The organism is Clostridium aciditolerans, from assembly GCF_016316925.1.
GTDB classification, from domain to species: Bacteria; Bacillota; Clostridia; order Clostridiales; family Clostridiaceae; genus Clostridium_AM; species Clostridium_AM aciditolerans.
The window spans coordinates 127,489-148,258 of the sequence record NZ_JAEEGB010000007.1 but is presented as its reverse complement, the minus strand read 5'-3'; the positions used below and the strand labels follow the sequence as shown (position 1 = coordinate 148,258).

18 protein-coding genes, 1 pseudogene, 1 riboswitch and 1 other annotated feature are annotated in these 20,770 nt (G+C 32.6%); of the genes and pseudogenes, 15 read left to right on the top strand and 4 right to left on the bottom strand.

Annotation, left to right across the window (positions count from 1 at the left end; all coding sequences use genetic code 11):
• Positions 1-15 precede the first annotated feature (15 nt).
• Positions 16-570 carry a GNAT family N-acetyltransferase gene (locus I6U51_RS07900; RefSeq protein ID WP_211142130.1) on the bottom strand — a complete coding sequence of 185 codons (555 nt, stop codon included), beginning with the start codon at positions 568-570 and terminating at the stop codon, positions 16-18.
• Positions 571-857: 287 nt separating this feature from the next.
• On the opposite strand from I6U51_RS07900, the gene nirJ1 reads away from it, so the two are divergent.
• From nirJ1 to ahbB, 4 genes are read left to right on the top strand one after another with little or no spacing between them, the layout of a single operon-like run.
• Positions 858-2,021 carry a putative heme d1 biosynthesis radical SAM protein NirJ1 gene (nirJ1, locus tag I6U51_RS07895; protein ID WP_211142129.1) on the top strand — a complete coding sequence of 388 codons (1,164 nt, stop codon included), beginning with the start codon at positions 858-860 and terminating at the stop codon, positions 2,019-2,021.
• Between the two features lie 52 nt (positions 2,022-2,073).
• A complete protein-coding gene (nirJ2, locus tag I6U51_RS07890; protein WP_211142196.1) occupies positions 2,074-3,081 on the top strand; it encodes a putative heme d1 biosynthesis radical SAM protein NirJ2 in 1,008 nt (335 codons plus the stop codon).
• A 9-nt stretch (positions 3,082-3,090) separates the two neighbouring features.
• On the top strand, positions 3,091-3,546 hold the full coding sequence (gene ahbA, locus I6U51_RS07885) for a siroheme decarboxylase subunit alpha (protein WP_211142128.1): 456 nt from the start codon (positions 3,091-3,093) through the stop codon (positions 3,544-3,546).
• Positions 3,547-3,549: 3 nt separating this feature from the next.
• The gene (gene ahbB, locus I6U51_RS07880) at positions 3,550-4,017 is read left to right on the top strand and encodes a siroheme decarboxylase subunit beta (RefSeq protein ID WP_211142127.1); all 468 of its coding nucleotides are present in this window, start codon (positions 3,550-3,552) and stop codon (positions 4,015-4,017) included.
• A 73-nt stretch (positions 4,018-4,090) separates the two neighbouring features.
• Here ahbB and I6U51_RS07875 read toward each other — a convergent pair whose 3' ends face one another.
• Entirely contained in the window at positions 4,091-4,756 is a 666-nt protein-coding gene (locus tag I6U51_RS07875; RefSeq protein ID WP_211142126.1) for a hypothetical protein, read from the bottom strand.
• A gap of 232 nt (positions 4,757-4,988) precedes the next feature.
• Between I6U51_RS07875 and I6U51_RS07870 the strand changes: the two genes are divergently transcribed.
• Positions 4,989-5,996, top strand: a complete 1,008-nt coding sequence (locus I6U51_RS07870; protein WP_211142125.1) for an asparaginase — start codon at positions 4,989-4,991, stop codon at positions 5,994-5,996.
• 110 nt (positions 5,997-6,106) lie between these two features.
• Here the strand turns inward: I6U51_RS07870 and I6U51_RS07865 are convergent, their stop codons facing one another.
• The gene (locus I6U51_RS07865; RefSeq protein ID WP_211142124.1) at positions 6,107-9,571 is read right to left on the bottom strand and encodes a beta strand repeat-containing protein; all 3,465 of its coding nucleotides are present in this window, start codon (positions 9,569-9,571) and stop codon (positions 6,107-6,109) included.
• Between the two features lie 489 nt (positions 9,572-10,060).
• On the opposite strand from I6U51_RS07865, the gene ndk reads away from it, so the two are divergent.
• Both ndk and I6U51_RS07855 read left to right on the top strand, forming a co-directional pair.
• Positions 10,061-10,465, top strand: coding sequence for a nucleoside-diphosphate kinase (ndk, locus tag I6U51_RS07860; RefSeq protein WP_211142123.1), 405 nt, complete (start codon positions 10,061-10,063; stop codon positions 10,463-10,465).
• Positions 10,466-10,753: 288 nt separating this feature from the next.
• Positions 10,754-11,752 (top strand): NADH:flavin oxidoreductase, encoded by a 999-nt coding sequence (locus tag I6U51_RS07855; RefSeq protein WP_211142122.1) that lies wholly within the window; start codon positions 10,754-10,756, stop codon positions 11,750-11,752.
• A gap of 108 nt (positions 11,753-11,860) precedes the next feature.
• On the opposite strand, the gene I6U51_RS07850 is transcribed toward I6U51_RS07855, so the two are convergent.
• A complete protein-coding gene (locus I6U51_RS07850; RefSeq protein WP_211142121.1) occupies positions 11,861-12,799 on the bottom strand; it encodes a DMT family transporter in 939 nt (312 codons plus the stop codon).
• A gap of 220 nt (positions 12,800-13,019) precedes the next feature.
• Positions 13,020-13,129: riboswitch (TPP riboswitch) on the top strand.
• 144 nt (positions 13,130-13,273) lie between these two features.
• Between I6U51_RS07850 and thiS the strand changes: the two genes are divergently transcribed.
• The 8 genes and pseudogenes from thiS to gatA all read left to right on the top strand — a co-directional run bounded on the left by thiS (position 13,274) and on the right by gatA (position 20,745).
• Positions 13,274-13,468: a sulfur carrier protein ThiS gene (gene thiS / locus I6U51_RS07845; RefSeq protein WP_211142120.1), complete on the top strand. Its 195-nt coding sequence runs from the start codon at positions 13,274-13,276 to the stop codon at positions 13,466-13,468.
• A 4-nt stretch (positions 13,469-13,472) separates the two neighbouring features.
• Positions 13,473-14,273, top strand: coding sequence for a sulfur carrier protein ThiS adenylyltransferase ThiF (thiF, locus tag I6U51_RS07840; RefSeq protein WP_211142195.1), 801 nt, complete (start codon positions 13,473-13,475; stop codon positions 14,271-14,273).
• Between the two features lie 18 nt (positions 14,274-14,291).
• Entirely contained in the window at positions 14,292-15,056 is a 765-nt protein-coding gene (locus I6U51_RS07835) for a thiazole synthase (RefSeq protein ID WP_211142119.1), read from the top strand.
• 11 nt (positions 15,057-15,067) lie between these two features.
• Positions 15,068-16,166: pseudogene (thiH, locus tag I6U51_RS07830) on the top strand (2-iminoacetate synthase ThiH).
• Positions 16,153-16,782 (top strand): thiamine phosphate synthase, encoded by a 630-nt coding sequence (locus I6U51_RS07825; RefSeq protein ID WP_246517155.1) that lies wholly within the window; start codon positions 16,153-16,155, stop codon positions 16,780-16,782. The pseudogene thiH and the gene I6U51_RS07825 overlap by 14 nt, the downstream one beginning before the upstream one ends.
• A gap of 283 nt (positions 16,783-17,065) precedes the next feature.
• Positions 17,066-17,324: a binding site (T-box leader), on the top strand.
• 234 nt (positions 17,325-17,558) lie between these two features.
• Positions 17,559-18,875, top strand: a complete 1,317-nt coding sequence (gene aspS, locus I6U51_RS07820; RefSeq protein WP_246517153.1) for an aspartate--tRNA(Asn) ligase — start codon at positions 17,559-17,561, stop codon at positions 18,873-18,875.
• A 92-nt stretch (positions 18,876-18,967) separates the two neighbouring features.
• Positions 18,968-19,252 (top strand): Asp-tRNA(Asn)/Glu-tRNA(Gln) amidotransferase subunit GatC, encoded by a 285-nt coding sequence (gene gatC / locus I6U51_RS07815; RefSeq protein ID WP_211142118.1) that lies wholly within the window; start codon positions 18,968-18,970, stop codon positions 19,250-19,252.
• Positions 19,253-19,284: 32 nt separating this feature from the next.
• On the top strand, positions 19,285-20,745 hold the full coding sequence (gatA, locus tag I6U51_RS07810) for an Asp-tRNA(Asn)/Glu-tRNA(Gln) amidotransferase subunit GatA (protein WP_211142117.1): 1,461 nt from the start codon (positions 19,285-19,287) through the stop codon (positions 20,743-20,745).
• Positions 20,746-20,770: the final 25 nt, after the last annotated feature.

Below are 20,770 nucleotides of genomic sequence, written 5' to 3'. Positions count from 1 at the left end.
ATAGGGCCTTGAGCCCTATAAATTTCTATTTTCCCATTCGCTGCGAAGAATTCCATAAAGATACATGTCATATCTTTTACCATCTCTATGAATGAACTCTCTATAAACACCTTCTCTTTTAAAACCTAAGCTTTCATAAAGTTTTATAGCCGGGTCATTATAGGATAAAACATTAAGCTGAATTCTATGTAAATTCAGTTCTTGAAATCCAAATTCCATAGTAAGTAGCAAGGATTCTTTTCCGAAACCTCTTCCTCTAAAGCTATTATCTCCTATACCTATATAAATAATAGCAACTCCATTATTCCATAGTATATTTTCAAAACCAGTAACGCCTATAAATTTATTCTCTTCTATTGTTCTTACTGCAAATATATATCTATCATTAGAATTTCTTATATCTTGAAGCATTTCTAAAAGTTGTGGTTGTGACTTAGGAAATGCTGCAATCATATCGTAATGTCTTAAAAACTTTACATCATTGTACCAATTTTCAAAGGTATTTAAGTCCTCTTCTTTTAAGGATGTCAGTCTTAGATTAGATCCTTTTAGCAAGTCACTATTTAACATTTCTTCACCTCTTGATTTAATATATATATATAAAGAAACTAACTAGAAAGTTAACTTTCGACCTAGTACCTCTATATATAACTTAAGTTTCACTTTATTCCAGTTTATTATAACTCATAATTTACCATTTATCCAATGGTAATAGTATATTTTAAATACTTCTTTTGTTTTTTAGTATTTAAGTGTAAAATTACTAATAAAATGTATAATGTAGAAAGCATTCGCACAGAAAGGAGATTATATTGAAGATAGTTTAACTTAATAAATTATCTCAATAAAAATTAAATATGATTAGTGTTACAAAACTGTTATGTGATTCTGAAAATTTTGGAGACAAACTTCGTTATATTAAAGGTGCTTCAGATGAAAAATATGGAGTAAGTCCAGGTAGAGGTCCGGTAGTTGTATGGAATTGTACAAAGGCTTGCAACTTAAAATGTTTACATTGCTACGCAGATTCAGATTGCAATAAGCATGATGGAGAATTAAGCACTGAGGAAGCTAAGTATTTTATTGAAGATTTAGGTAATTTTAAAGTACCAGTTATACTTTTTTCTGGTGGTGAGCCATTAATTCGAAGCGATATCTTTGAGTTAATAGAACATTCAAATAAAAAGAATATAAGAAGTACTATTTCTACAAATGGCACATTACTTGATAAAGATGTCTGTAAAAGTTTAAAAAGTCTAAATGTAGGATATGTTGGAGTTAGTTTAGATGGAATTGGATCCAGGCATGATGATTTTAGAAGAACTAAAGGAAGCTTTGATAAGGCTTTAAGTGGAATAAGAAACTGCTTGGAAATAGGTCAAAAGGTAGGACTTAGATTTACTATAAATCGTCATAATTATGACCAACTTGAGGATATTTTTAGGCTTATTAAAGAAGAAAAAATACCGAGAGTGTGTTTTTATCATCTTGTCTATTCTGGAAGAGGAAGTGAAATGATAAAGGATGATATAACAAAGGAAGAAACAAGAGACGCTATGGATTTAATAATTGAAAAAACAATTGAACTTGGAAAAGAATATGAAATTTTAACTGTAGATAATCATGCAGACGCAGTATATATATATTTACAAGCACAAAAAAAACATCCTGAATTAGCATCTAAGGTCTTGAACTTAATAAGTATGAATGGAGGCAATAGATCTGGCATGGCCTTTGGAAATGTGGATTATAGGGGTGATGTTCACCCAGATCAATTTACATGGCAGCATACTTTCGGTAACATAAGAGATAGTAAATTTAGTGACCTATGGAAAAATAATTCACATCCTATAATTCAAGGATTAAGGAATAGGAAAACTTTATTAAAAGGTAGATGCAGCAGCTGTAAATGGCTATCAATATGTAATGGAAATTTTAGAGCTAGAGCAGAAGCTGTAAGTGGAGACTTTTGGGAGTCGGATCCCGCTTGTTACTTAAGTGATAAAGAAATAGGATTATAATTGACAGGAAACACTTTACTTCGTTTTAAGGTGATTAGGGGGAATGAACAAAATGATAATGTCTTGGAATATTACAAATAAATGCAATATGTATTGTGATCATTGTTATAGAGATGCAGGAGAAAAAAATAATGGTGAACTTACAACAGAAGAAGGGAAATCACTCATAAGAGAGATTTCTAAGGCAGGCTTTAAAATAATGATTTTTTCTGGTGGAGAACCACTGGTTAGAGAAGATATATTTGAACTTATAGCCTATGCTAATGAATTAAACTTAAGGCCAGTTATAGGTACAAATGGTACGCTTATTACTAAAGAAGTAGCATCAAAGTTAAAGGAATGTGGATTAAAAGCTGTAGGAATAAGTCTAGATAGCTTAAATGGAAACAAGCATGATAAATTTAGAAGGTATAAAAACGCATGGAGAGATGCACTGTATGGAATGAAAAACTGCAGGGATATAGGATTACCTTTTCAAATTCATACTACAGTTATGGATTGGAATAAAGATGAGGTTACAAATATAATAGATTTTACTGTTGCTATGGGTGGAGTTGCCCATTATCCATTTTTTTTAGTTCCCACTGGCAGAGGTGAAAATATTGCAGATGAATCTCTTAATAAAGAGGAATATGAAGAGTTATTAAAAATCATTATGTCTAAAAAGAAAGAAGTTAATATAGAAATAAAACCTACTTGTGCACCGCAATTTGTTAGAATAGCAAAAGAACTAGGTGTAGAAACAAGATTCAGCAAAGGGTGTCTGGCAGGAACAAGTTATTGTATCATAAGCCCTAAAGGAGATGTACAGCCTTGTGCCTATTTGAATAAAGTAGCAGGCAATGTAAGAGAAGTTCCTTTTAGTGACATATGGAAAAATAGTGAGATTTTTAATGAGCTTAGAACACTTAATTATGGCGGCAGCTGTGGAAATTGCAAATATAAAAATTCTTGTGGAGGATGTAGGGCAAGGGCTGCTTACTATAGTGATGGCAACTATATGGCTGGAGACTCTATATGCAAATACTCTAATAATGAAGAAAATGTAAAAATTCAATAGAGGTGTTACATGGATAATATAGATAAAAAGCTGCTTAATTTAGTTCAGAATGGCCTACCTGTGGAGTCAAGACCATTTCTAACTATAGGTGAAAAACTTGGAATTACAGAAGAAGAGGTTATAAATAGGCTAGAAAAGTTAAAAAGAGAAACCTTCATAAGAAGAATAGGGGGCATTTTTGATTCGAAGAAATTGGGATATGTAAGTACTTTATGTGCAATTAGTGTTCCAGAAAAAAGAATTGAAGATGTATCAAAAATAATTAATAAATATGAGGAAGTGACACATAATTATATCAGAAATCACCATTATAATATGTGGTTTACAATAATAGCGCAGTCAAAAGAAAAGATAGATGAAGTTATAAGGGATATAAAATCTAAAGCAGAAATTAATAGAATAATTAATTTGCCTTCGGTTAAACTTTTTAAAATTAGAGCTACTTTTCATATCAATGGGGGGTAAAAGATGTTTAATTCAATAGAGAAGACTATTATTAGCAAGCTTTCTGGAGACATTCCTTTAGTAAAAGAACCATACAAAAAAATAGCAGAAGAAGTTGGTATTACAGAAAAAGAGGTATTAGATAAAGTCAAGGATCTTCAAGATAGAGGCATTCTTAGAAGGGTAGGGGGAATACTATATCATAGGCAAGCAGGATTTAAATATAATGCAATGGTAGTATGGGTAATACCTAAAAATAAAATTGAAGAAACCGCTAAAACAATATGTCTATTCAAAGAAGTAACCCATTGCTATCAGCGGCCAACTTTTGATGGGTGGCCTTACAATCTTTTTACAATGATTCACGGAGAAAGCACTGATTATTGTGAAAATGTCATAGGGCAAATAGCAAAGAGTATAAAAATCCAAGATTATAAGGTCTTATATAGTTTAAAAGAATTGAAAAAGAGCAGCAAAAGATATTTCGATTGATAATAAAAAGAGCATTCTTATTTATAGAGGAATGCTCTTTTATTTAAAATTATTTTAATTATATATGAAACATTTAACTATATGAAATGTTCTTTTGATAGTTAGTAATTATCATAAGATTATCAAAATATAAATAGTTAAATAAATGCGGAGAATCCTTCAAAGCTATAGTTAAGCCTAAATTAGAGTCTATTGAGGAAACATTAATTTTAGAGACAGTCAGGTCGTATAAAAAATCTCTAAAGAGAAGTTTTTCTGCTGAACTGTTATGCAGTATTGTACTGTTTATAGAAGAATAGCTTAAAAAGGCATCAAAGCTTGGAATTACATTATAAACAATACTAGTACCATTATAAAGAGTAATTTTAACATCGCCTATAACTTCCTCTGGTGAGATATCATGAATTTTAGATATCTGATATTTGGTTAGGTTAGGGAAAGTATTATTTAAAAATAAATCATTGGCGTATATATAATTAAACAATATCTTATGAGAATTACTAGAAATAAAGCAGAAAAGATAGCTATTATACATAATCAATTCTTCATTAAATCCATAATCAGTTTCTTGTATTATTATTTTTTCAGAATTTCTATAAGCTTCAGAACAGAGCCTATTAAATTCAATATTCTTCTCCTTTATATTTTCATCATGAGGCCAATAAGTATGAAAGGCATTGTTAGTACTAGAGAATGTTATCTGTTTTCCATTAAAATTTATAGAATATATTAGAAACACCTCCAAATTACTTTTGATAATTTATCATCAAAAATTAATAATATCTATACATTAATATATAAAACAGGCATTAAATATTCTAAAATAGGAAATGTTTATAAATTACTGAGCTTTTAATTTTATAGGAGAATATACTGAAATACTTAATATTATAATTATATAAACAGAATTATTGGCATCAGGTGGAGTTTGGCTGTAATTAAGAGAATGTGTACCCAAAAGGAGGGTTAGTATGTCAGAAGTTCTTGTAAACGTTACCAGAGGGCCTTTGGTTGAAAGTATTCATAGAGGTTATATAGCTGTAGTTGACAGTAAAGGACAACTATTATATCACGTTGGGAATCCCTACAAAGTTAGTTTTATGCGTTCAGCAGCTAAGCCTATTCAAACATTAAATGTAATCTTAAGTGGAGCGGCAGATAGGTTTAATTTTACAGAGGAAGAGCTTGCCATAATGTGCGCATCACATTATGGAGAGGATTTTCATAGAAAAGTAGTAGAAGGAATATTAAATAAGATAGGGCTTTCAGTTGACAATTTACTATGCGGAGCTACATTATCTTTAAGTCCTAAATATGCAAAAGAACTTATATGGAACCATGTTAAACTGAAGCCTACGCATACAGATTGCTCTGGAAAACATTCAGGAATGCTTGCAGTATGTATTCATAAAGGATACAGCATTAATAATTATAATATAGAAAACCACTCAATTCAAAGAGAGCTAAAGAGTATTGTCGCAAAAATTTGCGAAATAAATAAAGATGAAATTTACTTAGGAATAGATGGGTGTACTGTACCAGTATATGGTATGCCTTTATATAATATGGCCTTGGGTTTTGCGAAGTTGGCAAATGCAAATTCTTTATCAAAGGAATATAAGGATGCTTGTGACAGAGTGTTCAGAGCCATGAATAAAGCTCCAGAAATGATTTCTGGTACAAATGGCTTCTGTACTGAACTTATAAAAAATACTAAGGGTAAACTTATAGGGAAGCTAGGAGCTGAGGCAGTATACTGTATTGGTGTAAAAGACAGAGACCTTGGAATAGCAATAAAAGTAGAGGACGGCAATTATAGGGCGGTGTGGCCAACAGTTATAAAATGCCTAGAGGACTTAGGAGTTTTGGAGGAAAATGAAAGTATAGCTCTACAAAAGTATAGAGTTGGCAAAAACTTGAACAATATAAGAGAAGAGATAGGAGAAGTTAGAGCTGTCTTTGACTTAGTAAAAAATTAAATACTCAATAGGGTGTTAATAGATAAAAACCCTGTTTAGTTGAGCAAAGCTTATACTAAACAAGGTTTTTGTCATTTTTAAATAAGTATTACTAAAGTAAACTTAAATTTTTAATTTTCAGCAGTATAATCAATTTTAGTTCTACTGCTTTCAATCTTACCAAGACTTGTAACTGTGATGTACACACTTCCAGCACTTGTACTAAGTTGAGATATAGTAATAGTTGCTTGTGTATCATTAGATGAAACTACTGCGGTACCAATTAGGTTTCCTCCAGTAGCAGCATCATAAACCTTTATTAAATCATTTGATGATAGATTATTTACTGTTATTACATCAGATGTACCAACTGCATTATTCACAATACTAACGTTTCCTGGATAAAGAGCAGCTGATGTTTGCTCAGCTATATAATCAGCTTTTGTTCTTTTACTTTCACACTTTCCGAAATTTGTAACGGAAACATACACACTTCCTGAAGCGGTAGTTAACTGTGAAATTGTAACAGTAACTTCATTACTGTTAGCGGAAACAACAGCATAACCTAGTAAATTACCACCTTGTGCAGCATCATAAACTTTAACAACATCATTAGCTGTTAAGTTCTTAACTGTCACTGTATCTGAGATTACAGCATTGTTTGTAATAAATATATTTCCTATAACAGGTGCTGATGACTCTGCAAGGTAATCCGCTTTAACCCTATTACTTTCTGTTTTTCCAGATCTTATTACGGAAATATATACGCTTCCAGCATTAGTTCCAAGCTGTGATATAGTAACAATAGCTTGAGAATTACCACTGGATACTGTTGCAGTTCCAAGTAAACTTCCGCCTACTTCAGAACTATAAACTTTAACTACATCGTTAGTAGCTACGCCTGTAACAGTAATAATGTCGGATGTTCCAGAATTATTTTCTATAGTTATATCACCTATAGATAAATCATTAGATTGAGATTCAGCATTATATTGTACTGCAGTTCGGCTGCTTTCTGTTTTTCCTGTACTTGTTAAAGATACATAGATAGTTCCAGAACTAACACCAAGCTGTGTTATGGACACGATTGCTTCCATACTGTCACCGGACACTGTAGCAGAACCTAATAAATTACCACCTTGTGCACTATCGTATACTTTTACTATGTCATTTGATTGAAGACCTGCAAGTTTTACAGTATCTTTTATACCTGCATTGTTTTCAACAATTATATTTGCGGCATTAGGTGCGCTGCTTACAAGCTTTGCAGAATACGCTGCTTGAACTCTATCGCTTTCAAGCTTTCCTTTACTAGTAATAGAAACAAACACATTACCTGCTTCAGAACCAAGTTGTGTAACAGATATTGTCGCTTCTGTATCATATGTTCCTACAGTTCCAGAACCAAGTAAGGTACCACCTTGAGCAGAGTCATATACCTTTACTACATCATTTCCGGTAACTCCAGAGACTGTTACTGTGCTAGCCATTCCTGCGTTATTTATAATAGATATTTTACTAGTTACTGGCGATTTGGATTTAGACTCTGCAGAAAATCCTACTTGAGTCCTGCCGCTTTCACCTTTATTAGTACTAGTTACAGAAATATATACACTTCCTGCATCATTTCCAAGCTGTGGAATTGAGACTGTTGCTTCTGTTTGATAATTGTCCACAGTTGCAGAGCCAAGTACAATGCCGCCTTGAGGGGAATCATAGACTTTTACTACATCATTGGCAGAAAGTCCATTTATTTGTACAGTGTCATTCATTCCAGCATTATTAGTAACGATTATGTTTTCTGCTTTAGGATCACTGGATTTCGCTTCGGCTAAATAATCAATTTTTATTCTATCACTTTCAGCTTTATTTAAACTAGTTCGAGAGACATAAACACTACCAGCCGTTGTTCCAAGCTGTGCAATAGATATTGTTGCATTTGTTTCACCTGAGGCTACTGTAGCAGATGCAAGCAGATTTCCGCCTTTAGCTAAATCATATACTTTTATAACATCATTTTGAGAAAGGCCACTTACACTAACAGTGTCTGCACTTCCTGATCTATTAGTAATAGATACATTATTTGCATCTAATGAATCAGACTTAGACTCAGAAGAATAATCAACTTGTGCTCTACTACTTTCTAGCTTACCTTTGCCAGTTATAGAAACATAAACACTTCCAGCTGCAGATCCAAGCTGAGGTACTGATATAGTTACATCTGTAGCACTATCCGGTACTGTTGCAGATGCAAGTAAATTACCACCACTAGCACTATCATATACTTTTACTAAGTCACCAGCATTTAACTGAGATACATATATAGTATCTGCTTTTCCTGCGTTATTAGTAACTACTATATTCTCAGTATCTACTGAGTTAGACTGAGATTCTGCAGAATAACTTACTTTTTTCCTAGAGCTTTCAAGCATTCCAGGAGTAGTAATAGAAATGTAAACATTTCCTGCTGCAGTTCCGAGTTGTCCTATGCTAACTGTTGCGCTGGAATCTGATGATGCCACTGCTGATCCAAGCAATTTTCCACCAGTGGAAGCATTATACACATTTACTTTATCTCCTTGGGTAAGGCCAGTAACGTGTATTGTATCAGATTTACCAGAATTGTTAGTAACTGTTACATTATCTGCTTGTATTATATCGGATTGACCTTCTGCAGAAAAACCTACTTCAGTTCTAGTGCTTTCTAATAATCCTGGGCTTTTCACAGAAACATAAACATTACCAGCAGCAGTTCCGATTTGTGATATAGTTAATGATATTTCAGTCTTTTGTGAACCTACTGTTGAAGAACACAGTAATTTTCCGCCAGTAGCTGCATTATATACATTAACTTTATCACCAGCAGCGAGACCAGACACATATATAGTATCTGACTTTCCTGAATTATTTGTAATATTTATATTATTTGAGGATGGAGCTTCAGACTGACCTTCTCCTGGAAAATCAATTTGTACTCTATCACTTTCATGCATTCCTTGTGTTGTAACTGCAGCATATACACTTCCAGCGTTTATCCCTAGTTGAGAGATAGACATAGTTGCATCTGTTTTATTAGAGCCTATTGTTGAAGAACACAGTAATTTTCCACCAGTTGCTGAAGTATATATCCTTACAACATCACGAGGAGCAAGACCAGAAACATAAATGGTATCTGATTTTCCTGAATTATTTGTAATTTTTATGTTATCCGCTAAAGGTGACTCAGATTGACCCTCTGCAGGATAACTAATCTCTGTTCTACTACTTTCTGTCATTTTAGCTGAAGTAACTGTTATATAAACACTTCCTTCAGAACTTCCAAGCTGTGATATAGATATTGTTACATCTGTCTTTTGATTAGATACAGTTTTTTTACCTAGTACTTTTCCACCACTTGAAGCATTATAAATGGTTACAATATCACCACCAGTTACACCAGTAACATATATAGTGTCTGCTTTTCCTACATTATTTGTAATAGTTACTTCGCTAGGAATTGGTGCAACTGAAGCGCCCGCTGCCTGAACTATAGTACCTTGAACCGCAGTATAGGATAACAGCAACAGGCTTAAAATTCCTGAAAAAATTTTTTTCATTGCTAAATTTCCCCCTATGTATACAAATAGTTACTGACTTTAGTTAAGTTTTTCAATGTTTTTATACTAAAGTCTATAACTTTTGTTTTTATAGAAATAAACATACAAAGCTATCTGAAAAATTAAATCATAACACTCCCTTCAATTGTATATTTAGATACTTTATTGAATGTTTATTCTTATCATGAATTAAATGTGACAAATAGTCACAAACTTGAACAAAGCTTGTCTTTTATCAGACAACTATCAATTACTATAATCGAAATTGCATTTCCATTCTTGATAACTTATTCATTATTTTACAAAACCTTTACAATTAAGCCCGCTATATTATAGAATATTAGTATATATATAGTTGCAATTTGTCGAATTAATTGTATTGAAATAATTAGTTAATTTGATGTAACATGATTTGCAGTAGGAATAATAGTTGGGTATTTTGGGAATATATTACTAAAAACATCTGTCAATGATAGAAAGGATGATATAATGGAAAAAACATTAGTGCTTATTAAACCAGATGCTATGGAGAGAAAGTTAATGGGTGAAATAATCTCTATTTATGAGAAAAAAGGACTTCACATATCAGCTTTAAAGATAATAAAACCATCCATAGAAATTGCAGAAAGTCATTATATTGAGCATAAAGGTAAACCATTCTTTAAAGAGCTTGTTAACTTTATTACAAGAGGCGAAGTATGTGCTCTAATTATAGAAGCAGACAATGCCATTGAGTTGGTGAGGAAAATGAATGGAGCAACCAATCCATTAGATGCGGATATGGGCAGCATAAGAGGTCAATTTGCAGTATCAAAATCGGAAAATGCTGTTCATTCTTCTGATTGCGCAGAAAATGCTGAACGTGAGATGAAAATATGGTTTCCAGAAATATAATTGGTTTAAAGTTTTAGTATGTTTAATTTTAGTTTCTTTTAAATTGTGTTGAAGTAAAAAAAGTATCGTCGCAGCAAGGCTTACGATACTTTTTTATTAAAGTTCAAAGAAAATCTAGTTTCAGAAGAAGATGTTTATAAAAATCTGTATCTTTTTTGTAACTATGTATATAGAAAGTGCATTCTTGTTTTTAGCTAATATAAATGCTAATGTTTAAATGTTAACATATATAATATTAAATAGTATAAAATGATAAAAAGAAGAGTTAAATAAAAGGAGGATATGCTTATGTCATATTTGCTTAAACCATTACAAGTGGGCACATTAAAATTAAATAACCGCTTGGTTATGCCACCTATGGCTACTGCAAAGGCTGAATCTGATGGAAGAGTGAGTCAAGATATTCTTGATTATTATAAGGAAAAATCTGAAGGAGGAAATATATCCTTAATTATAATTGAACACAGTTTTATTACTCCAGAAGGGAAAGCAAGCAAAAATCAGCTTTCTGTTTCCGATGATGATATAATTGAAGATTTACGAAAGTTAGCTGATGTTATTCATCAAAATGGTTCAAAAGCTATTATGCAGCTCAACCATGCTGGAAGTGCAGCAGAGAAAGAAGTTATAGGAACAATGCCAGTTGGCCCTTCAGCGGTTATAAATCCACGTAAAGGAAATATACCACGTGAACTTACTAGCAAAGAAATTGATGATATTATTCAAGCTTTTTATGATGCTGCTCGCCGCACAAAGGAAGCTGGATTTGATGGAGTGGAAATACATTCTGCCCATGGATATCTACTTAATCAATTCTTCTCTCCATTAACTAACAAGAGAAAAGATGAGTATGGTGGAAGTATTCATAACCGTATTCGTATTCACCTAAAAGTTATTGAAGCAGTACGCAGCGCTGTAGGTGATGATTTCCCTATTCTTTTGAGATTAGGAGCTTCCGATTATATGGAGGGTGGAAGTACTATAGAAGATAGCCAAATTGCAGCTAAAGAATTTGAAAAAGCTGGAATAGACATTTTAGATATTTCCGGTGGTTTTTGTGGATATGTTGTATCAGGTTGTACTGAGCAGGGATATTTTGCGCAACTTTCAGAGTCTGCTAAGAAAGTTATCTCAATTCCTGTAATTCTAACTGGTGGAATAACGGAAGCAAAAGCTGCTGAACAGCTGTTAGCTGATGGGAAGGCAGATCTTATTGGTGTAGGAAGAGCTATTTTTAAAGATTCTACTTGGGCACAGAGAGCTGTAGAAAGTCTTCTTACAATATAATTTAATACACAAAAGAAAATTGATCATAAATGGTTTATTAGAAAAAGTCATCTAACTAAGAAAGTGTTTAGTTAGATGACTTTTGCAACTTTAAATTGTAATATTTTATTATACTCCCTCAATTTCCTTAGCTACAATTTCATCTTTAAAGCTAAAGCGGCTGGTTCCCCAAACTCCGATAAGTATCATGATAGAACCAATTATATGATAATATTTAAATTCTTCATGTAATATAATAACTCCTGCAGCAATAGATACTATCGTCGAAAGATTTGCAAATACAGCTGATTTAGAAGCTTCAATTTTAGAGAGAGTAAAGTTTACTAAGAAAAATGCAATAACTGAAGACAAAATTCCTAAATAAAATATAGATATAATGAAATCCTTACTCTTAAATGGTAAAAGGTAACTGCTAAAAGTACCGTATATCATGTGTTCACCTAGTGAAAATATATTAAAGAATAATGCCGCTGTTCCCATCATAAAATAGGTTATTTCCATAGGTGTAAAACTTGAAGAAAGTTTTCTTGACATTATGTTGAACACTGCAGCGGCCATTACTGTAATTATAAGAAGCACAATACCAATTATACCGGTACTTCCTGAATTTGTACTGTTCATAAAGGCAATATAAGCGACACCTGATACCGACAGAATTATAAAAAATAATTGAAGACTAGAAAATTTTTCTTTAAGAAAATATGAAGCCAATATTGTAACGATTATAGGAATAAGGGCTATCATAATCCCTGCAAAAGATGATGACGAATACTTAATTCCATAGGTTTCAAAAATAAAATAAATTACAGGCTCCATAAGTGCCAGGAAAAATAAATTTTTTACAGGCTTATTTTTATAGTTTACTTTAATAACTTTAAAAGTTACAAGTAAAGTCATTATTACAAAAGCAGTTAAAAATCTAAAGGAAAGCAGCGAAAAAGGAGACGCTACATTTAAAGCTCTTTTAGAGAATAAAAAGCTTAAACCAAATATAATAGATGTAGTAGTAGCAGATAAATAAGGAAGCATATTTTTGTTATAATTCATAAAGATCCTCCATTTTGTAATACTTAGTTAAATCAAAGATTTAAGCATTTTGTACTTCAAATAATATAATACAATTATATCATAGCATAATGCAATAAAAATTCATTAAATAAACAAATATGTAATATTTTAATTTTCATTAATGATTACAACTGTATATACCTATTGATTTATAATATAGTTTATGGTAAATTAGACTTAGAAATCGATAACAATTTAATATTATATCAAGGGGAGCCTATAAAGATAGGCTGAGAGTGGAATGTTATTCCTTACCCTCATAACCTGATTTGGGTAATGCCAACGTAGGGAGAGACTGGATAGCTGCATTTTATCACAAATTCTCCGAATTTGTGATTTTTTATTTTAGCTATATTCGTAATTTTAGATGTTAAGTATCCTAATAAATTAGGTTATGAGGGAAGCATATATTTATTTGCTTTCCTTTTTATTTTGCAAAAAGGAGGGAGTTAAATGATTATAAATGGTGAAGCAATGGATATAAAAGAAGGCACTACAGTTTCAGAATTACTTAAGATTCTAAATCTAGATTGTCAGAAGATCGTAGTAGAAGTGGATTTAGAAATATTAAATAAAGATAAATTCGCTACAAGAATGCTAACCAGTGAATCTAAAGTTGAAATAATCCGTTTTGTCGGAGGTGGCTAAAGTGATTAATGTTTTTGTAAATGAAAAAAGGTATGAGGTAGAGAATAACACTACTGTTTTTGAGCTCAAGGAAAGTATCAAAAAAGATGCAGATGTAATTGTATATAATGGATTTATCATAAAAGCAGATTATAAGCTAAAAGAAAATGATAAAGTTGTCTTTATAAAGAAAGGTGAGATTCCTAAGTCAGAAGATATGCAAGCGATGCTTATGTCAAGACATACACCCTTTGTGCATGAAAAAATAAAACAAGCCTCTGTAGGAATTGCGGGATTAGGTGGTCTTGGTTCAAATATAGCTGTGTCTCTTGCAAGAATAGGAATTGGAAAACTGCTTTTAATAGACTTTGATGTAGTAGAACCAAGCAATTTAAATAGACAACAGTATTTTATAAAACATTTGGGTATGAAAAAAACAGACGCACTAGAGAAAATAATAGTTGATTGCAATTCCTTCGTTAAAATTGAAAAAAAGGAGATCTTTATTGAGGAGAATAATATCATTGAAACGTTTAAAGACATAGACATAATAGTGGAAGCTTTTGACAATCCAGTTTCTAAAGCACTGCTCGTAAATACAGTGTTAAGTAAAATGAAAAATAAAAAAATAGTTGCAGCTTCTGGCATGGCAGGGTACTTTTCCAGCAATTCAATTGTTACTAAAAAGATAAAAGAGAACTTTTATTTAGTTGGCGATGGAGAAAATGAAGCTAAACCAGGCTGTGGACTTATGGCACCTAGAGTAGCTATAGCTGCGAATCATCAGGCAAATGCAGTGTTAAGAATTATATTAGGAGAAGAATAAATAAATGGAGGTTTTATCATGGATAAATTAATAATTGGTGGTACAGAATTAAATAGTAGATTATTTGTGGGTACAGGTAAGTACTCATCTAATGAAATAATACCTAAAATTCTAGAAAGTTCGCAATCACAGGTTATTACTGTTGCATTAAGAAGAGTTGACTTAAAGTCGCAGGACGAAAATATACTAAATTTTATAAACAAGGATTGTATACTACTTCCTAACACTTCAGGAGCAAGAAATGCAGAAGAAGCTATTAGACTTGCTAGGTTGGGAAAGGCTGCTGGATGTGGCAACTGGGTTAAGATAGAGGTTATTTCCGATAACAAATATCTTCTTCCAGACAATTTTGAAACGATAAAAGCTACAGAAATTTTAGCAAAGGAAGGATTTGTAGTTCTTCCATATATGAATCCAGATTTAATGGATGCTAAGAGACTGGAAGATGCTGGTGCTGCAGCAGTAATGCCATTAGGTTCGCCTATAGGAACTAATAGGGGTATAAGGACAAAAGAAATGGTAAGAATTTTAATCGATGAAATAAAATTACCTATAGTTGTAGATGCTGGAATAGGAAGGCCTTCAGAGGCAGCAGAAGCTATGGAAATGGGAGCAGATGCAGTGCTAGTAAATACAGCTATAGCTACTGCTGGAGATCCAATACTAATGGCTAAGGCATTTTCATTTGCAGTACAAGCAGGTAGAATGGCTTATCTATCAAAGTTAGGTTCCCAAAGAGAATATGCAGAGGCATCATCTCCTCTTACAGGATTTTTACGATAGGAAGTGAAAAAATGAGTTTTTATGAAACAATAAAAAGGTTTCAGGATTTTGATTTTAATAATTACTTTGAAAAAGTAACGAATAGTGACATTGAAAGAGTTTTGTCAAAGGATAGAATAAATGAAGAGGATTTTTTAAAACTGCTTTCTCCAAAAGCTGAAAATTATTTAGAAGCTATAGCGCAAAAGGCAAGGGATATTACATTAAGGCATTTTGGGAAAAGTATAGTGCTATACACACCTATATACATTGCTAACTATTGTGAAAATAGATGTGCCTACTGCGGATATAACGTGGAAAATAAAATTGCGAGAAAAAAGCTTACTTTTGACGAAGTGGAGAAGGAAGCCAAAGCTATTGCAGCAACTGGATTAAAGCATATAATAGTTCTAACTGGTGAGTCTTCATATTATACTCCAGTATCATATATAAAAGATTGTATAAAAATACTGAAAAAATACTTTAGTTCAATATGTATAGAAATATATCCATTAGAAGAAAAAGAGTATGCAGAACTTATTGAAGCTGGTGTGGACAGCCTCACAGTTTATCAAGAGGTATATAACGAAAAAATATACGATAAGGTACATATTCTATAAATACAGACTTGAAACTCCTGATAGGGCCTGCAGAGCTAAAATTCATTCTGTTGGAGTAGGAGCATTACTGGGACTTTATGAATGGAGAAGTGAGGCATTCTTTTCTGGACTTCATGGAGCGCACATTCAGGACACATATCCTGACGTAGAAATCAATATGTCTGTACCTAGAATAAGGCCTCATGCAGGAAGTTTTGTCGATATATTTGAAGTTACAGATAAAAATGTGGTTCAAGTAGCTTTAGCTTGCAAGATATTCTTGCAGAGAGCGGGAATCAATATTACTACAAGAGAAAGCAGAGATTTTAGGGACAACTTTATTCCTCTTGGAGTTACTAAGATGTCTGCAGGAGTTTCTACAGAAGTTGGAGGTCATTCAGAGGGTGATAAGGGAGATGGCCAGTTTGACATTGCAGATAATAGAACTGTGGAAGAGGTAAAAGAGGCAATAATAAAAAAAGGATATAATCCAGTGCTCAAAGATTGGGGAGACTTAAATGCAGGGTTATAAAGAAGAAGTTAATATGTTTCAACTTAAAGGAAATAAAAAGATATATGTAGTAACAAATAGGAAGCTCATAAGAGAAGGAAGTATCTGCGATGTAGTAGAAAGATGTGCAAAAATGGGTGCCGATGGAGTAATACTAAGAGAAAAAGATTTGGGTTATGAAGAGCTTAAGGATATTGCTTTAGGTGTTAGAAACATTACACAAAAGTATAATATTCCATTAATTGTGAATGGAAACATTGATGTGGCTATGGATATTAAAGCAGATGGTTTTCACAGCAGTTTTCAAGCTTTTAAAAATATAGCTGAAAAGATGGGTGTGGAAAAGAGAATTAAAAGAAGGGAAAGCAAATTTATCTTTGGTGTTTCAATTCATAAACTTGAAGAAGCTTTAGAAGCGGAAAAGTTAGGTGCAGATTATCTGATAGCAGGGAATATATTTGAAACAGATTGTAAGCCTGGACTAGAAAGTAAGGGGGTGGAATTTTTATCAATAATATGCAGCAGTGTCAGCATACCTGTTATAGCAATAGGAGGCATAAATATTGATAATATAAAAAATGTCTTAGCAGCTGGTGCCTATGGAGCAGCTGTTATGTCATATGCAATGAAAATTTAATAGATATTATGAATAAAAGTCTTTTTTATGGAAAACTTAACTTTATAATGGAGTGTACTTAAGAATGGATAAAAAACAACAATAAAACTTCAGAAAAAAATAAATCATATAATAAAAAGTGACTCCATAATGTAGCCTTTATACTATTAATATAATATCATGTAATAAGTTATAGTAATAACTCATTATAAAGAAATCGCAAAGATATTAAAAAATTATTAAAATAGGGTATTGACGTATACTAATATTGTAATTATAATAAAGAACATAAAGTTGAATTTTCAGAAAAGCGATGATGGGGAGAGTAAATATAGTCGGAATTTAAAGAGAATTCGGGATGGTGGAAGCCGAATATGAACACTGTATTGAAGAACACCCTAGAGTGCTAACCGAAATTTATAAGAGTAGGCTTAGACGCAGCGTCCAGCGTTATAGGGACTAGGTATCGAGAAAGCATGATTTTTCAATGTATTATCTGTACTGAATTGAGATGGCTTTAAAAGCTAGCTAGGGTGGCACCACGGAAATTATTCGTCCCTATACCATAACGGTATAAGGGCGTTTTTTTATTTCTAAAAATGCTAAAGTACAGAATATTATTGAAAATGAATTAAGGTATTATTTTGTTTTCGATAAAGATATGCTTGCTGATATCATGAGAGAGCTTTAATGCTAATTGGGGTGGCACCGCGGAATTGTATTCGTCCCTGTATCTTTAAGATACAGGGGCGTTTTTTTATTGGTGAAAAAAATAAAAAATTTAGGAGGTAAAGATTATGGAAATGTTAGTAAAAGAAGAAGTAGGGTCAAAAGAAAGAGTATATGTAGAAGATGTTAAAAAGGCTCATGGTGATGAAGTTTTAGTAAGAGGGTGGGTACACAAAATTCACGACTTAGGCAAATTTGGTTTTGTACACCTTAGAGATAAAACAGGAATAATTCAATTAGTTGCAGATAAAGAAATACTTAAAGAGTTGAGAGCAGAAATGAGTGTAGAAGTAGTAGGAACTAAAGTTGAAAACTCTAAGGCACTTGGTGGAATTGAATTGCAAATTAAAGATTTAAAAGTTTTAGGAAAAACCTATTATGATATGCTTCCGATAGCAGTTACTCAAGGGAAGACAAAAGTACACCTAGAAACGGAATTAGACCACAGAGGCATAAGTCTTAGAGCGCCAAAGAAAAGAGCAATCTTTAAAGTTCAGGAAGAAATAGTAACAGCTTTCAGAGATTATTTAAGAGGTGAGAAATTTTCAGAAATTCATACACCAAAAATATTAGGAACAGGTACAGAAGGTGGATCAGAAGTATTTACTGTAAACTATTTTGATCGCAGAGCCTTTTTAGCTCAAAGTCCTCAATTTTATAAGCAGATGATGGTAGGAGCTGGATTTGAAAGAGTGTTTGAAATAGGTCATGCATATAGAGCTGAGCTTCATAACACATGGAGACATTTAAATGAGTACGTAAGTCTTGACGTAGAGATGGGATTCATAAAGGATGAAAATGATGTTATGGATTTAGAAGAAGGCTTTATAAGATATTTATTTGACTATCTAAGAAAGACTTGTACAAATGAGTTAAAAATGTATGAAATAGAGCTTCCAGAAAAAGTTGAAATTCCTAGAATACCTCTTTCAGAGGCTCACAAAATATTATTGGGAAAGTATAGTAAAAAATCACCAGTAGGAAATATAGATGCTGAGGGAGAAATATTATTTTCAAAATATGTAAAAGAAACTTATGGAAGTGATTTTGTCTTTCTTACAGAGTATCCAGTTGCTAAAAGACCAATGTATGCAATGCCTGATGGTAAAGGAATGACAAGAAGCTTTGACTTGATATATAAAGGCTTAGAAATAACTACAGGAGGTCAAAGAATTCACGACTATGAAATGTTAAAGGAAAACATTATAAAATTTGGACTAAACCCTGAGGATTTTGATTTCTATATTGAAAACTTTAGATATGGTATGCCTCCACATGGTGGATTTGCAATAGGTCTTGAAAGATTAACTATGAAAATATTAAACCTAGAAAATATAAGAGAGTCTACGTTGCTACCAAGAGATATGAAAAGAATGACACCCTAGGAATATCCAAACAAATAACAAGTGAATATGATAGCATATTTTGCGTCATACTGCGTTAGCAGAACCTAAATAATGAACTGGAGGAAATAAAAATGATTAGTATTGATGAAGTAAAATATATTGCTAAACTTTCAAAACTAAAGTTTACGGAAGAAGAAGCTGAAAAAATGGCAGCAGAGTTTGGTGCAATTCTAGGACATTTTGAATATATAGATAAATTTGATTTAAGTGACATAGATATACATCCAAAGAGAGAAGGCTTAAGGTCAGTGATAAGAAAAGATGAAGAGAAAGTCTTCGAAGATAAGGAAAAACTGTTCCAAAATGTTAAAACCAAAAGAGAAACTTATATTGAAGTTCCAAAGATAATTGAGTAAAGAATTAAATATTAAAATCGGGAGGAAGTCTTATGAGAATAGGAGCTATGACAGCTTATGAGATAAAAAAAGGTATAGAAGAAAAGGAATTTACGTCTGAAGAAGTTGTAATAGAATTATTTAAAAGAATAAAAGAAGTAGATAAAGATGTTGATGGATATTTAACATTATGTGAGGAAGAAGCGCTCAAAACCGCAAGAGCTATTGATGAAAAAATTACAAAGGGAGAAAAAGTAGGTAAACTGGCAGGAGTGCCTATTGCTGTAAAAGATAATATATGTACAGATGGAATTAGAACTACTTGCGCATCTAAAATGCTAGAGGATTTTATTCCACCTTACGATGCTACAGTAGTTAAAAGATTAAAGAAAGAAGATGCAGTTATTATTGGAAAAACAAATATGGATGAATTTGCAATGGGATCATCTAACGAAAATTCCGCATTTAAAAAGACAAAAAATCCTTGGGATTTAAAAAGAGTTCCAGGAGGATCCTCAGGTGGTTCAGCAGCAGTTGTAGCAGCGGGAATAGCTCCAATATCTTTAGGATCTGATACTGGTGGATCTATCCGTCAGCCCGCAGCCTTTTGTGGAGTTACAGGGTTTAAGCCTACTTATGGATTAGTATCCAGATTTGGATTAGTTGCTTTTGCATCCTCACTTGATCAAATAGGTCCTTTTGGTAAAACTGTTAGAGATTGTGCACTTACACTTGAGGTAATTGCAGGTCATGATTCAATGGACAGCACTAGTTTAGGTAAAGAATATGATAAAGATTATTTAAGTGCATTAGATGGAAGTATTGAAGGACTAAAAATTGCAGTTCCAAAAGAATTCTTTGGAAAGGGGCTTAACAGCGAAATAGAAAAGGCTATTAAAGATACAATGGAAAAGTTGAGAAGTATGGGAGCTGTAGTAGAAGAAATATCAATGCCTATTACAGAAGAAGGACTTTCAGCTTATTATGTAATATCCTCAGCAGAAGCTAGTTCAAACCTTTCCAGATATGACGGAATAAGATACGGATACAGAGCTAAGAATTATGAAACAGTAGATGAACTTATGGAAATGTCCAGAAGTGAAGGCTTTGGAAAAGAAGTTAAGAGAAGAATAATGCTTGGGACTTATGTATTATCCTCAGGTTATTATGATGCTTATTATAATAGAGCGCAAAAGTTAAGGAAGAAGATACAAGAGCAGTATAAAGAAGTATTTGAAAGCTATGACTTAATTTTAAGCCCTACTTCACCGGTATTACCATTCTTAAGTGGAGAGAAGAGTTCAAATCCACTAGAGATGTATCTAGCAGATATATATACTGTAAATATAAACTTGGCTGGAGTGCCGGCTATATCAATACCATGTGCCTTTAGCAGCGAAGGTCTTCCAATAGGTGTTCAAATCATTGGACCACATTTTGGTGAAAAGAAAATATTAAAAACCGCCTATGCCTTAGAGCAGGAGCTAAATATAGATACACTAGCAATAAAGTAGTAAATTAACTTAAAAGGAAGGAGCG